Here is a 12,901-nt window from a genome sequence, read left to right on the forward strand (position 1 = left end):
GCTTTATTTCATATATGGTAAGATAATCATAACTTGCCATATGAGAGGAGTTTCCCCTTGACAACTGTTTTAATTATTTCAATTCTAATTATTTTTGTTGTTTTATTCTTAGCCGTTATGACAATAAATAAAGGGTATAACTTTAAGCATACGATTGATCCTCTTGACCAAGAAGCAAACTCAAAGCATGATGTGGAAGACCACACAAAAAAATAAAAAAGCAAAGGAGTGCGGAATTATACTATTCCGCACCCCATGACCTTAAAAATGTACTATTAAAAATTCCTTACCACTTAATTGCATTGAATTATTTGGATTAACAAAAAAACTGTAGACAACACTGTCTACAGTCTAAGATATTAAGCGAATACTTGATGAAGATCTTCTTTACTTTGCTTAAGCCAGAAGTTCATCAACTTCTTTGCTCCTTCAAGATCATGCAATTTAGCTTGGCCGCATTGTTTTTCATTAGCAGCTGGAATTTCAGTGATTTGAACAGCATCCTTAAATGTATCTTCTAATACATCAATGATTTCTGTAACAGTCGGCTCACCACTTACTACTAAGTAATAACCAGTTTGACAACCCATCGGTGAAATATCAATAATATCAAAATGATCATATTTTTCCGAGTGCTTACGAATATTAAATGCAAGCAGATGCTCTAATGTATGAATCGTATCAGGCTTCATTGCTTGTTTGTTTGGCTGACAGAAACGGATATCAAATTTATTAACCAATCCGTCTGACCCTACTTTATGCACTCCGCAATGTCTAACATACGGGGCTTTAACGGCATCGTGATCTAATTCAAAGCTTTCAACTGAAGGCATTTTATCACTCCTTAAAAGTCTATATTCTTATTCTACATCTAATTCCGATTTTTTTCATCTATTTAGATTGATTTACCAATAAACTCTCGCTCCATTATATACATTCTTTATGGTATAGTGAGAGAAATAATTACGATTTTTTCAAGAGAGAGATGAGCTGTCATGATAAAAAAAATATTTATGGGTATTATCCGTTTTTACCAAATCGTAATTTCTCCGCTTACACCGCCTACTTGTCGTTTCTATCCAACCTGTTCACATTATGGTCTGGAAGCAATCAATCGTTTCGGTCCCGTTAAAGGAAGTTGGTTGACAATTAAGCGGATTGTTAAATGCCAGCCTTTCCATCCTGGTGGTTTTGACCCTGTCCCAGAGAAAAAGGAAAAACAGATTTAACGGCCCAAAATTACTTCTTGCTTTCAACATTTAAATAAAGTAAAATACAGAAGTCAAATCGTAATCATTTCGTTTAAATTTTAAATCGTAATCAATCCGAATTATCAGGAGTGAAGAATAATGCACAAAAGATTTCTCATGATCGCTCTACTTGCTTTTGCGGTCATTTTAGTTGGTTGTACTAAAGAGGGAGAAAAAAACAGCGATATTGAGGATACCATTCATGTATATACAACAGTCTATCCACTTGCAGATTTCACGAAGAAAATTGGCGGTAAATACGTGGATGTCGATACTGTTTATCCACCAGGTACCGATGAACATTCTTTTGAGCCTTCGCAAAAAGATATTGTGAGCATGGCTGATGCAGATTTGTTCTTCTATATTGGTTATGACCTTGAGGGGTTTGTTACCAAAGCAAAGCCCATCTTAACAAATGAAGGTGTTAAGGTTCTTGCCATTGGAGAATCAATCAACCTCGACGAAAATCACGAAGCAGAGGAAGAAGGCGAAGGACATGATGGACATAATCACGGAAGTGTTAATCCACACCTTTGGTTGAATCCTGTCTATGCCAAAGCGATGGCTGAAAAGGTTAAAGAGGAGCTAATTACAGCGAAACCGGAACAAAAAGAATTTTTTGAAACTCAATATGAACAATTAGCTTCTAAGTTGGACCAGTTAGATCAAGATTTTGCACAAACCATCGACGCAGCATTAACTAAAAAACTAATCGTATCACATGCTGCTTATGGGTATTGGGAGGAACGCTACGGTCTAGAACAAATCAGTATTACTGGTCTGACTGCTTCAGCTGATCCTTCACAAAAAGAACTTGAGAAAATTGTAAAAACGGCTAAAGAGCATCATCTAACATATATTATTTTCGAACAGAATGTCAGCTCCAAGCTAACCGAAATTATTCAAAAGGAGATTGGAGCAAAGGATCTTATGCTTCATAATTTATCGGTTCTTACCGAAAATGATGTAAAAAATAATGAAGATTATTTTAGCTTGATGGAACAAAACCTTGAAACCTTAAAAACAGCCTTACATTAAATTTTGGTAATCCTACTATAAATACTACAGGTTGTAATGGGATTCATCTGCACATTTTAATAAGGTACCACTACAAAAAGGAGTGGATTAAATGCCACATGGTGTGAAGTGTTCGGTTGACAGCTGTCATTTTTGGCGGAACGGAAATCGCTGCTCCGCTGACCATATTAATGTAGTGAGTTACACAGAAGAACGAGCCCGTACCAGCGAAGAAGTGGCCTGCAAAACATTCCGGCCAAGTGAAAATCTTTAAATAAAAAAAAGCGAGGCCCGGCGCCTCGCTTTTTTGTTTGTTCTAAATTTGAAAATCGGTTGAAAATTCCTCACTGTTATTCCATTTATTTTTTAAGAAAAACAGCTCATGTTCCCCTAATTTCGTAATCTCTTTTACGACTAAATCCGGCAGTCCTCGCTCCAATAAAATCTCTGCAATTAAATATTGCTTCTCCATTTAATCATCTCCTCTGCTATTCTTCATTTGATGTAAGCGCTGTCACTATAATATAAAAAAGTAAATGCTGAAAAAAGTAGTAAATGCCTATTTCCCTCATTTATTTTGAAAGCTATATCGTAAAGGCATTCTACTTGTAATTCCTTCCATTTCATCATATCATAATCTGTTTCTTATCTCACCATTAATTTTTATAAATAACAGAAATTTTAAAAAATTGTTAAATGTATGATCCATTTAGCTGTAGATAAAGAAATACAGCTTAAACAGATCATATATATACAACGTATTCCTAGTCCTATTCTTTCGTTCCTGTTTCCCACTATCATTGACCGTTAAATCGTTATCGTGTAAACGCATGGTTATAAATTGACATCCTTTTTACACGCTCCTCATCCACTGCAAAACCGATGCCTGGAGTTGTTGGTATGGTTATCTTCCCGTTATTCACCATGACTTCCGGCTCAATAATATCTTCGGACCAGTACCTCGACGATGGTGCTAAATCACCGGGTATGGTAAATCCAGGTAAGGAAGCAAGCGCCAAATTATGAGCCCGGGAAATACCAAACTCAATCATTCCACCGCACCATACGGGTATTTGTTCTTGAAGACAAAGATTATGAATTTTAACCGCTTGATTCCATCCTCCTACGCGGGACATTTTAATATTTATGATGCCACAGCTGCCAAGCAGCAATGCACTTTTCGCGTCATGGAATGAACAAATACTCTCATCTAAACAAATCGGTGTAGTAAGCTGTTTTTGCAATAGTGCATGTTCCACAATATCGTCATTTCCTAAAGGCTGTTCAATCATCATGAGATTAAACGTATCTAACTTCTTCAAGTGCTCCACATCATCAAGTGTATATGCCGAATTAGCATCTGCCATTAAGCTGATATTCGGATAGGCATTTCGTATTTCCGATAAAAGGGCAATATCGGTATTTCGATGAAGCTTCACTTTATACCGCTCATATCCTTCCGCTTTCACATCCTCAATTTGCTGAAGGGCTGTTTGGATATCAGGTGCCGCAATGACAACACCTGCTGCTGCTTCTTGCCTTACTCCCCCAAACAGTTTACCAAGATAAACTCCTTGTTGTTTCGCATATAAATCCCATAATGCTTGTTCAAGTCCAGACTTAGCCATAGCATTCCGTCTAATTCCACTCCACAGATTTTCAAGTTCGGCGGGATGATGAATCGGTATAGTTAATAAACTTGGGATCAAGAAATCTTCCAGCATGTGTTTACAGGTTTGAACCGTTTCCTCTGTATACCAAGGGCTTGAAAAAGGCACCGCTTCCCCGTAACCAATGTTTCCATCTTGATCTATGACTTTAATAACAATAACTTCTCTTATCGTGACAGTTTCTAAATGAGTCGTAAATGGTGACTTTAGTGGAGCAGAAATAATAGATAGGGTTACCGAATGTATTTTCATAGACGGCTTCCCAGTTCTTTTAGTTTTCTTCTCAGCAGCTTATTAGCGGCATTTCGAGGTAGTTCTTCGCAAAAGTAAATGTGCTTCGGCACTTTATATGCAGCTAGGTTTTCTTTTACATACATAAGTAATTCTTCTTCCGTTACCACATGATTCTTATTGGGCACAACAAACGCAATCGGAACCTGTCCCCATTTTTCATCCTCTATAGATGTTACACCAGACTCAAACACAGCAGGATGTTTACTAATCACTGCTTCTATCTCGGCTGGATAGACATTCTCGCCGCCCGATATCAACAAATCAGAACGTCGATCCATAACAAAGAGAAACCCTTCGCTATCGAGATAACCAATATCTCCTGTGTACAACCATCCATCCTTAATTGCTTTCTCTGTTGCTTCCTTTTGATTTAAATAGCCAGATGTGACATTTGGACCTGTAACCACTATTTCACCATGTTCATTTGGACCTGCTTCGTGTCCATCAATCTCAATTCGAAGTTGAGAAGGAAATAACGCCTTTCCAGCTGAACCAAGCTTCTCCAAGCTGTCTTCAGGGGACAACGTCACAATTTGTGAAGCCGTTTCCGTCATCCCGTAAGTTTGATACACAGGAATTTTTTTAGCCTTACATTCTTCCAATAAATACTTTGGAGCAGGGCCTCCACCAAGGAGCATACAACGGAACGATTCCGGATATCCTTCATTGCCAAGATCCTGAATCATCCGGTTCAGCATCGTGGTAACTACGGAAATAATGGTAATTCCCTTTTCCTGAATCATTTTGTTTGCTTCAAGTGCGCTGAATTTCTCTGCTAGGACAACCTTCATCCCGTATATCATGTTTCGCATCAAGATGGAAAGACCGCTGATATGGAAAATGGGAACTCCGCAATACCAACAATCTTTTTCAGTTAGTCCCAAATTCAAAACAGAACCTATAGCACTCCACCAATGATTGCCGAAAGTCTGGATAACCCCTTTTGGGTTTCCTGTTGTCCCAGAGGTATACATGATTGTTGCTGTTTCATCCATAACAAACTCACTGACAATCCGGGCTTGGTTATCTTCAGTCACTTGCTGAACAACCTCTATACTCACTATTTTAAGTAATGGAAGCTGACTTTGAACTTGATTCCCCTTTTCACTAAAGACATCATCAAAAATAAGCTGGTCTGCTTGACTATCCTTCACCTGCCAAGTCAGTTCGTTTGCAGTTAGACGATGATTCAGCATGACAATACGTACACCTAAATAAAAAAGCCCGTGAATTAATGCCACACTTCTACTATCATTTCGTATTAAAAGGGCACATGTATCCCCCTGCTGTAAACCTAACGCAGCCGCTTTCCTTGCTGTGCTTTCTGCTAATCTGTCTAGTTCTAGAAAGGTGTAAACTTTTTCATCACACTCTATAGCAGGTCGATTTGGGGTCAACTGAGCACGTTTCTTCAGCCAATTCGGCATTTTTTCAACTTTTGTAGTCATTTTTCTAACTCCTTATACGAAAACAGCTCGACGAGTTACCCCGCCAAGCTGTTTCATGATTGTCTCTATTATGGGAAACGCGGGAATTGACCAAAGTCTGGATCACGTTTTTCTTTAAACGCATCGCGTCCTTCTTTTGCTTCTTCTGTTGTGTAATATAAAAGGGTTGCATCTCCAGCTAATTGCTGAATACCTGCAAGTCCATCTGAATCAGCATTGAAAGATGCTTTTAAGAAACGTAAAGCCATTGGACTATTTCGAAGCATTTCTTTACACCATTGAACTGTTTCTTCTTCAAGCTGTTCTAATGGTACAACCGTGTTAACTAGTCCCATATCTAATGCTTCTTGTGCATTATATTGACGACATAAATACCAAATTTCGCGTGCTTTTTTATGGCCGACGATACGGGCTAAATAACCTGCACCATATCCCCCATCAAAGCTTCCTACCTTAGGACCCGTTTGTCCGAATACAGCATTATCAGCTGCAATCGTTAAATCACAAACGATATGAAGTACATGTCCTCCTCCGATTGCATAGCCGGCTACCATGGCTACTACGGGTTTAGGAATGACACGGATTAAGCGTTGAAGATCTAGAACGTTTAAGCGCGGTATATTATCCTCGCCAACATAACCGCCATTACCACGGACTTTTTGGTCTCCGCCTGAACAAAATGCTTTTCCACCTTCACCAGTTAGAATAATCGCACCAATTTCAGAATCATCACGCGCACGTGAAAACGCATCGATTAATTCAGTAGTCGTTTTCGGACGAAATGCATTATGTACGTGAGGACGATTAATAGAAATCTTTGCAATCCCATTATAAGCTGTGTAGAGAATATCTTCATACTCTCGTTTAGTTTCCCACTCAATTGTCATATTTTGCTCCTCCTTATTGTTTAGCTAAAAACTCATATACTATTTTACCAAACATTCTCTCATTCTCCGAGTGAATAGCATGTCCAACATCATTAATTATTTTCCAATCGCAATTTTTGATAAACCTGCTCATCTTTTCTGCAATTTCACAGAACTTAAAATCAAGCTCCCCTGTCAACAACAGCGTTGGAAAAGGCAGCGTTTCAAGACTGTTCCAACACGAAGGCTGAGCGCCTGTACCCATCCCGATTAAACTGTTGGCAAGTCCCATTTCATCATTATCCAGTCTTTGTTTACGGATTACCGCCTGCTTTTCAGCAGGAAGCCTTTTTTGCGAAGAAAACAAAGGAATGCTCTCCCACTTATTCACAAAGGATTCAATCCCATTCGTCCTTATTTCATGCGCAAGTTGGTGATCCTGATTCATTCTCTTCTTTCTTGCCTCGTCCTCTTCAAGTCCTGGCGAGGAACTTTCAAGAATTAACGACTGGATACATTCAGGGTAAAGAACGGCAAAGTTCAGTGCCAACCTTCCCCCCATAGAATAACCTAATACATGGATTTTACTAATGGCCAGGTGATCAACTATCGCTTTTATATCCGCAGCAGCTGATTCCATTCTATAGGGTGAAATTTCTTCGGGAGCGCTTGTTTTCCCATGACCAACGATATCAATCATGATCAATTGAACTTGTTCACTAAGCATTGGGATAAGAAAGTCCCAAGTATGAAGATTGCCCGTAAATCCATGCAGCAATAGAAGCTGTTTTCCACCAGATACACCTGCTGTTTCTACATGATATTCTACACCATTTGTGACAAAATTCATGGTATTTCCTTATCCAGTACAACATTCATTTCCCGGGAAACATAATTCCATAATTCTCGATGTTTTAAGACATTTTCTTCTCTAATTGTCGGGACTTCAATGACCTTTAAACCGGGAACAGTAAAGGATTTTGTGAAATTCTCTTGGAAATCGTCCCAATTCTGTACTTTATGGTAGTTACCTCCGTAAAGCTTTACGGCAAGTTCAAAGTCAAGACCATGTGGGGTACCAAAAAGCACTTCGAAATATGTTTCTTCAGACGATTGAGGTAAAAAGGAGAAAATTCCTCCGCCATCATTATTAACAAGCAGAATGGGCAGGTTCTGCTTTTGCAGTTTAGCTGCTAGTAACCCATTCATGTCATGGAAAAAGCTTAAATCTCCAATAACTAGGACCGTATTTTCCTTCACAGTGCTTACACCAAGAGCCGTTGAGACAACTCCATCAATCCCATTGGCACCGCGGTTGGCATACGTACGAATCGACTTATTATTCGTAAAGAAGAATGTATCCAAATCTCTAATAGGCATACTATTTCCGACGAATAAATGAGAGTTTTCAGGCAGTAAGTCACTTAAAAGAGAAAACAACTTCCCTTCATCCAGTTCAGCTCCATCTCGAATACTGCTTAATGCCTGCTTGGCTGCATCATTAACAGCTATCCATTGAGACAGCCAAGCTGAATTCTGACCTTCCTGAATCCTTGCTGTCATCCCCTGACAAAATACTGCTTCGTCTGACTGAATCATATTTGTAGCAAGGCCTGCAGGTTCTCTCCATCCTCCACCTCCATCCACGACCATATGAACAGCTTGACGCTGCTTTTTCATATATAGTAAAAGCGGCTTCGAAACTGGCATCGCTCCGAATCTTAAAATGAGATCTGGACTGAAGGCTGCACACGCCCGTTCATTACGTAAAATGGTATCATAGCAATCAATAATATTCACAGCGCTTTGTCCGCTCCGAAGTTGTGACAGTGGATCAGCAAGAATCGGCACATTCCATTTATCAGCTAACTGAATGATTGCTTCTCTGCTTTCAGTGGTTTGCAGCTCTCCACAGACAATCATAGCAGCTTTTGACTGGCTGAGAAGGCTTGCAAGATTATCCATTTGCTTAAGCAAAAGGGATAATTCACCCACTTCCACTTGTACAGTTGCCTCTCTTTGACCTCTGTAAGATTGTACATCCTGCATAGCAGGCACGAGCGGCTCTCTAAGAGGAAAGTTAACATGTACGGGTCCGCTTGGTTGTTTAACTGCTGTAGCCGCTGCTCTCGCAGATATGGTGCGGGCATAACGGACCATCACATCTGTATTTTCTGGAATAGCCATTTCAGCAAACCACTTTACGTGTTTACCATACATCTGCATTTGATCAATAGTTTGCGGAGCACCTACATCACGGAGCTCATGCGGACGATCAGCCGTTAAAACGATGAGCGGTATTCTCGCATAAAAGGCTTCTACTATAGCCGGATAAAAATTGGCTGTAGCTGTACCAGACGTACACAACATAGCAACAGGTTCATGTAACGCTTTGGCTAAGCCAAGAGCAAAAAAACCTGCTGAACGTTCATCAATATTTATATGAATGGTAATGTCAGGGTGCTCCGCTAACAAAAGAGCCAGGGGCGTTGATCTCGAACCTGGACTTATCACGGCATGTTTAACCTGATTCCGAGCAAGTTCATCAATAAATGAAGCTGCGTATGCGGTTAATGAATCTTGCTCATTCATTTAGCGTTCCTCCTAAAGCACTTAGCATTGGATTAAATTTAATGGATGTTTCCCGATACTCACTCTCCGGGATTGAATCTGCCACAACCCCGCATCCGGCAAATAAGGATGCTTCATTGCCTTGAAGAAGACCGGAACGAATTCCAACGGCAAATTCTCCATTTCCATAGGAATCGATCCAACCAATTGGTCCTGCATAAAACCCGCGTTCCAGCTCTTCTATCTCACGAATACGGTTGACCGCCTCTACTTTTGGCAGTCCGCCCATAGCAGGTGTAGGATGCAATTTATCTACTACCTGAAACATAGAAACATCACGGGCGCATGTCCCTCTCACAGGAGTGTATAAATGCTGAATATGTCTATTTTTCATCAATTCTGGTGCTCGAGGAACCATTAATCTTTCACACACAGTTTCTAATGCACCTGTGATCATTGAAACCACATATTGATGTTCCATTAGGTTTTTTTCATCATGTAATAATTCATTTCCAAGAAGCGTATCCTCTTCCTCTGTCTTACCGCGGGCAATTGAACCTGCTAAACACGCCGAAAGCATTACACTGTCTTGCTTTTTAACAAGTCTTTCTGGCGTGGCTCCAATAAAACAATCACCCTCAGACTCTAAACTGAAGATATAGCTTTTTGGCTGTTCTATCTGCATTTGATTTAATATAGTTTCAGACAGAATACGTTCTGTACACGTTACTCGTAATTCTCTTGCGAGGACAACCTTCTCCATATCCGTATCTTTTAATTCTTGAACGACCTGAGCTACGGTATCCTTCCAAGCTTCTGGATGAATTTCCTTTTGGCTTTGGACCTTGTTTTCTGGCATAGAATCGATATTTTTTCTGTTTACCAACTTATCCCATTCATTTATCTGTTCAATCAGCATTTCTCCCTTAACGCCAGGAGTGCAGAGTGTGTTGGTCGTAACATATGCTTGCCCCTTCACAACGGATAGCATGAGGGAGGGAATGTAAAAAAGATTATCTCCAAAATGTTCCCATAAACGAGAGTCACTTTTGTTAGGATCAAAAGAAAAGCCTCCAAATAGCAAGGGCCCTGTCGCTATTATATCGGTTACTCCTGTAATAACAGCAGTATTCCGGATGGTAGACCAGTTAGCTTCCATACTGTTGAAACGATTCGAATCAGCAGGTACTTGGAGTTTCAGAGCTTTACCTAAACCAGCAATGACGATTTCTTTCTCAGGGTCCTGCCAAAAAAGGCGTTCCCCTTCAAAGCGTTCTCTTCCAGCTCGATAAAATGAAAGGGGGTCAATATAATCGATTTTTTTTACTTCACTGAACAGGACAACTGTTTGGAGCAAATTTGCTTGATCCAAAGCCTGCTTTAGTCCTATAAATCGTTCAGTTTTATATGAAATAGACAAAAAAATCCCCCCGTAAATAAAAGTTCAAACCTCTTTAAAGATACACCTCTGCCAGAGTTAATGTCAATGATTCCAGCCAGGGATAACAATTTTCTTCCTTATTATATAAAACTCTAACTAAGCAATAAGTTCCATATGAAAAAGACATTGACACTGCCTCAATCTTTTTCTACACTTAGTCTGTATGATTACGTCATTTTCAGCCAATTTTTACTTATAGAGGAGAGACATAATGGATTCACAAGATTATTTAAATTCAGAATCGCTTCCAAGTAAGCGACACTGGAAAATTTGGTGGGAGTTAATTAGACCCCATACGTTAACAGCCGGTTTCATTCCTGTATTAATGGGGACCGCACTTGCACTCCTTACAGACTCAGTAAATATTTTATTATTTCTGGCCATGCTTTTTGCCAGCTTGCTCATTCAAGCAGCTACCAATCTATTCAATGAGTATTACGATTTCAAACGAGGTCTGGATACCGCAGAATCAGTTGGAATCGGCGGCGGCATTGTTCGTCACGGTATGACGCCAAAGCTGATTATGAAGCTGGCACTTGCTATGTATACTATTTCATTGCTGCTTGGCATTTATATTTGTGCCGCATCTTCTTGGTGGCTTGCAGCAGTTGGTCTTGTCTGCATGCTGGTCGGCTATCTATACACTGGGGGACCATTCCCAATCTCTTGGACACCATTTGGCGAACTTGCTTCTGGGTTCTTTATGGGATTCTTGATTATTCTCATTGCCTATTATATTCAAACTGGTCATGTCTCAAGCCTAGCGGTATTGGTCGCTGTTCCAAGCGGTATATTAGTAGGACTAATTAATATGGCCAATAATATTCGTGATCATGATGGTGATAAACGGAGCGGACGTAGAACCCTTCCAATTTTACTTGGACAAAAGAAAGCCATTATCTTTATGGGAATTATGTACGCCGTAGCCTATCTATGGGTGATTGGATTAGTTGTTACAAGTACCGTATCTCCATGGCTCTTACTCGCTTTATTAAGTATACCAAAGGCCGTACAAGCAACAAAAAGTTTTGTTGGTAAAACGAAGCCTATCGAAATGATGCCTGCCATGAAAGCTGCCGGAGTGACAAATACCCTATTCGGTTTCCTTTTATCAATTGGCTTATTTATCAGCTACTTTATCTAACTCTTTACCCGTGTATCCTGCACGGGTATTTTTTTTTCAAATTCATCTCTTGTTTCCCGCACCGATAAATCGGGTAATGTACCTTTATAACAAGTCGTAAACGATACATTAAACTCGAGGAGTGATGGCGATGGCTACGAAAAAACAATTAGACCATTTAAAAGATATACTGTTGACTGAGCAGGAACAAATCTCTGATCGAATTCAAGAAGATAAAGAAACCGTAATTGAAAAAAGTGAAAGAGACGCCTCTGCGGAATTATCCGCCTATGATAACCATCCAGGTGACTTAGGCACAGAGCTATTTGAAAAAGAAAGAGATATGGCCCTTACTAATCATGCTGAAGGCGAAAGCGAAAAAATAAATGCAGCCTTAAAAGCCATAGAAGACGGCAGTTACGGTACGTGTAAAACATGTGAAGAAGATATTCCATACGCACGACTCGAAGCTGTACCAACCACTCTCTACTGCGTTGAACATACACCGAAACAACAAACAGTAAGAGACAGACCTGTGGAAGAAGAAATATTGATTCCTTCTCAAGGTGATCATTTTGAAAACAGACGAGCAGACGATATTAATGATAAAGAAGACAGTTTTGCTGAAGTTGCTCGTTTTGGAACATCAGAAACGCCTTCTGACTTTACCAAGGATACAGCAAACTATGACGAGCTCTATGAAACAGAAGATGAAACCGATGGCTTTCCTGAAAAATACGAAGGGTATCTCGGTAATGACATCGAAGGAAAAAACCGCAAAGCCTACCCTACTAAACACCAAGAACACGAAGAAGAAATATTAGATATAGAAAATAAGGAATCCAAGCTAGGTGACATCCCCTACAAAGAAAAAGACAGTTATATAGATAAAAAGTAATAATTAAAATCCCCTAGCTGCACAGGGGATTTTTCTCTTTCTAAGGAAGTCTTATAAGGATGACGAGAGTAAGAAATAAGTTAAATTCATGTTTTAAATAATCTTTGATAACATCGCTTATAAATAAACATAAAAAAAAGATGTACACAATGTGTATACATCTTTTAATATGACCCCTACGGGATTCGAACCCGTGTTACCGCCGTGAAAGGGCGGTGTCTTAACCGCTTGACCAAGGGGCCTACTGGCGGAGAAGGAGGGATTTGAACCCTCGCGCCGCTTACGCGACCTACACCCTTAGCAGGGGCGCCTCTTCAGCCTCT

14 protein-coding genes and 1 tRNA gene are annotated in these 12,901 nt (G+C 39.9%); 6 read left to right on the forward strand and 9 right to left on the reverse strand.

All coding sequences use genetic code 11. The features are described from left to right. Positions 1 to 57: 57 nt before the first annotated feature. On the forward strand, positions 58 to 216 hold the full coding sequence (ytzI, locus tag AC52RT_RS17030) for a YtzI protein (RefSeq protein WP_495541846.1): 159 nt from the start codon (positions 58 to 60) through the stop codon (positions 214 to 216). Between the two features lie 143 nt (positions 217 to 359). Here ytzI and AC52RT_RS17035 read toward each other — a convergent pair whose 3' ends face one another. Further along, entirely contained in the window at positions 360 to 833 is a 474-nt protein-coding gene (locus AC52RT_RS17035; protein WP_495541847.1) for an S-ribosylhomocysteine lyase, read from the reverse strand. A gap of 162 nt (positions 834 to 995) precedes the next feature. Between AC52RT_RS17035 and yidD the strand changes: the two genes are divergently transcribed. The 3 genes from yidD to AC52RT_RS17050 all read left to right on the forward strand — a co-directional run bounded on the left by yidD (position 996) and on the right by AC52RT_RS17050 (position 2,541). Beyond that, complete coding sequence (gene yidD, locus AC52RT_RS17040; RefSeq protein ID WP_495541848.1) at positions 996 to 1,229, forward strand: membrane protein insertion efficiency factor YidD; 234 nt, start codon at positions 996 to 998, stop codon at positions 1,227 to 1,229. A gap of 120 nt (positions 1,230 to 1,349) precedes the next feature. Then, complete coding sequence (locus AC52RT_RS17045) at positions 1,350 to 2,288, forward strand: metal ABC transporter solute-binding protein, Zn/Mn family (protein WP_495541849.1); 939 nt, start codon at positions 1,350 to 1,352, stop codon at positions 2,286 to 2,288. 91 nt (positions 2,289 to 2,379) lie between these two features. Beyond that, positions 2,380 to 2,541, forward strand: coding sequence for a DUF1540 domain-containing protein (locus tag AC52RT_RS17050; RefSeq protein ID WP_495541850.1), 162 nt, complete (start codon positions 2,380 to 2,382; stop codon positions 2,539 to 2,541). A gap of 42 nt (positions 2,542 to 2,583) precedes the next feature. Here AC52RT_RS17050 and AC52RT_RS17055 read toward each other — a convergent pair whose 3' ends face one another. The 7 genes from AC52RT_RS17055 to AC52RT_RS17085 form a co-directional block, all read right to left on the reverse strand. After that, positions 2,584 to 2,739 carry a hypothetical protein gene (locus AC52RT_RS17055; RefSeq protein ID WP_161629121.1) on the reverse strand — a complete coding sequence of 52 codons (156 nt, stop codon included), beginning with the start codon at positions 2,737 to 2,739 and terminating at the stop codon, positions 2,584 to 2,586. A 343-nt stretch (positions 2,740 to 3,082) separates the two neighbouring features. After that, a complete protein-coding gene (menC, locus tag AC52RT_RS17060) occupies positions 3,083 to 4,189 on the reverse strand; it encodes an o-succinylbenzoate synthase (RefSeq protein ID WP_495541851.1) in 1,107 nt (368 codons plus the stop codon). Continuing rightward, positions 4,186 to 5,679, reverse strand: a complete 1,494-nt coding sequence (locus tag AC52RT_RS17065) for an o-succinylbenzoate--CoA ligase (protein ID WP_495541852.1) — start codon at positions 5,677 to 5,679, stop codon at positions 4,186 to 4,188. Before AC52RT_RS17065 ends, menC begins: the two co-directional genes overlap by 4 nt. A gap of 68 nt (positions 5,680 to 5,747) precedes the next feature. Continuing rightward, positions 5,748 to 6,566 carry a 1,4-dihydroxy-2-naphthoyl-CoA synthase gene (gene menB, locus AC52RT_RS17070; protein WP_495541853.1) on the reverse strand — a complete coding sequence of 273 codons (819 nt, stop codon included), beginning with the start codon at positions 6,564 to 6,566 and terminating at the stop codon, positions 5,748 to 5,750. A gap of 13 nt (positions 6,567 to 6,579) precedes the next feature. After that, a complete protein-coding gene (menH, locus tag AC52RT_RS17075; protein ID WP_495541854.1) occupies positions 6,580 to 7,395 on the reverse strand; it encodes a 2-succinyl-6-hydroxy-2,4-cyclohexadiene-1-carboxylate synthase in 816 nt (271 codons plus the stop codon). Then, positions 7,392 to 9,137, reverse strand: a complete 1,746-nt coding sequence (gene menD, locus AC52RT_RS17080; RefSeq protein ID WP_495541855.1) for a 2-succinyl-5-enolpyruvyl-6-hydroxy-3-cyclohexene-1-carboxylic-acid synthase — start codon at positions 9,135 to 9,137, stop codon at positions 7,392 to 7,394. Before menD ends, menH begins: the two co-directional genes overlap by 4 nt. Beyond that, positions 9,130 to 10,536, reverse strand: a complete 1,407-nt coding sequence (locus tag AC52RT_RS17085) for an isochorismate synthase (RefSeq protein WP_495541856.1) — start codon at positions 10,534 to 10,536, stop codon at positions 9,130 to 9,132. The genes menD and AC52RT_RS17085 overlap by 8 nt, the downstream gene beginning before the upstream one ends. 232 nt (positions 10,537 to 10,768) lie before the next feature. Between AC52RT_RS17085 and AC52RT_RS17090 the strand changes: the two genes are divergently transcribed. Together AC52RT_RS17090 and AC52RT_RS17095 are read left to right on the forward strand one after the other, a co-directional pair. Then, a complete protein-coding gene (locus AC52RT_RS17090) occupies positions 10,769 to 11,701 on the forward strand; it encodes a 1,4-dihydroxy-2-naphthoate polyprenyltransferase (protein WP_495541857.1) in 933 nt (310 codons plus the stop codon). A gap of 130 nt (positions 11,702 to 11,831) precedes the next feature. Continuing rightward, positions 11,832 to 12,578 carry a TraR/DksA C4-type zinc finger protein gene (locus tag AC52RT_RS17095; RefSeq protein ID WP_495541858.1) on the forward strand — a complete coding sequence of 249 codons (747 nt, stop codon included), beginning with the start codon at positions 11,832 to 11,834 and terminating at the stop codon, positions 12,576 to 12,578. A 170-nt stretch (positions 12,579 to 12,748) separates the two neighbouring features. Here the strand turns inward: AC52RT_RS17095 and AC52RT_RS17100 are convergent. After that, positions 12,749 to 12,820, reverse strand: a tRNA-Glu gene (locus AC52RT_RS17100). Between the last annotated feature and the right edge of the window lie 81 nt (positions 12,821 to 12,901).

The organism is Peribacillus sp., assembly GCF_059453735.1.

What these genes read in the sequence shown, in the direction of transcription:
- AC52RT_RS17035 (WP_495541847.1), bottom strand. Translation starts at nt 833, where the DNA reads ATGCCTTCAGTTGAAAGCTTTGAATTAGATCACGATGCCGTTAAAGCC.
- yidD (WP_495541848.1), top strand. Translation starts at nt 996, where the DNA reads ATGATAAAAAAAATATTTATGGGTATTATCCGTTTTTACCAAATCGTA.
- AC52RT_RS17045 (WP_495541849.1), top strand. Translation starts at nt 1,350, where the DNA reads ATGCACAAAAGATTTCTCATGATCGCTCTACTTGCTTTTGCGGTCATT.
- AC52RT_RS17050 (WP_495541850.1), top strand. Translation starts at nt 2,380, where the DNA reads ATGCCACATGGTGTGAAGTGTTCGGTTGACAGCTGTCATTTTTGGCGG.
- AC52RT_RS17055 (WP_161629121.1), bottom strand. Translation starts at nt 2,739, where the DNA reads ATGGAGAAGCAATATTTAATTGCAGAGATTTTATTGGAGCGAGGACTG.
- menC (WP_495541851.1), bottom strand. Translation starts at nt 4,189, where the DNA reads ATGAAAATACATTCGGTAACCCTATCTATTATTTCTGCTCCACTAAAG.
- AC52RT_RS17065 (WP_495541852.1), bottom strand. Translation starts at nt 5,679, where the DNA reads ATGACTACAAAAGTTGAAAAAATGCCGAATTGGCTGAAGAAACGTGCT.
- menB (WP_495541853.1), bottom strand. Translation starts at nt 6,566, where the DNA reads ATGACAATTGAGTGGGAAACTAAACGAGAGTATGAAGATATTCTCTAC.
- menH (WP_495541854.1), bottom strand. Translation starts at nt 7,395, where the DNA reads ATGAATTTTGTCACAAATGGTGTAGAATATCATGTAGAAACAGCAGGT.
- menD (WP_495541855.1), bottom strand. Translation starts at nt 9,137, where the DNA reads ATGAATGAGCAAGATTCATTAACCGCATACGCAGCTTCATTTATTGAT.
- AC52RT_RS17090 (WP_495541857.1), top strand. Translation starts at nt 10,769, where the DNA reads ATGGATTCACAAGATTATTTAAATTCAGAATCGCTTCCAAGTAAGCGA.
- AC52RT_RS17095 (WP_495541858.1), top strand. Translation starts at nt 11,832, where the DNA reads ATGGCTACGAAAAAACAATTAGACCATTTAAAAGATATACTGTTGACT.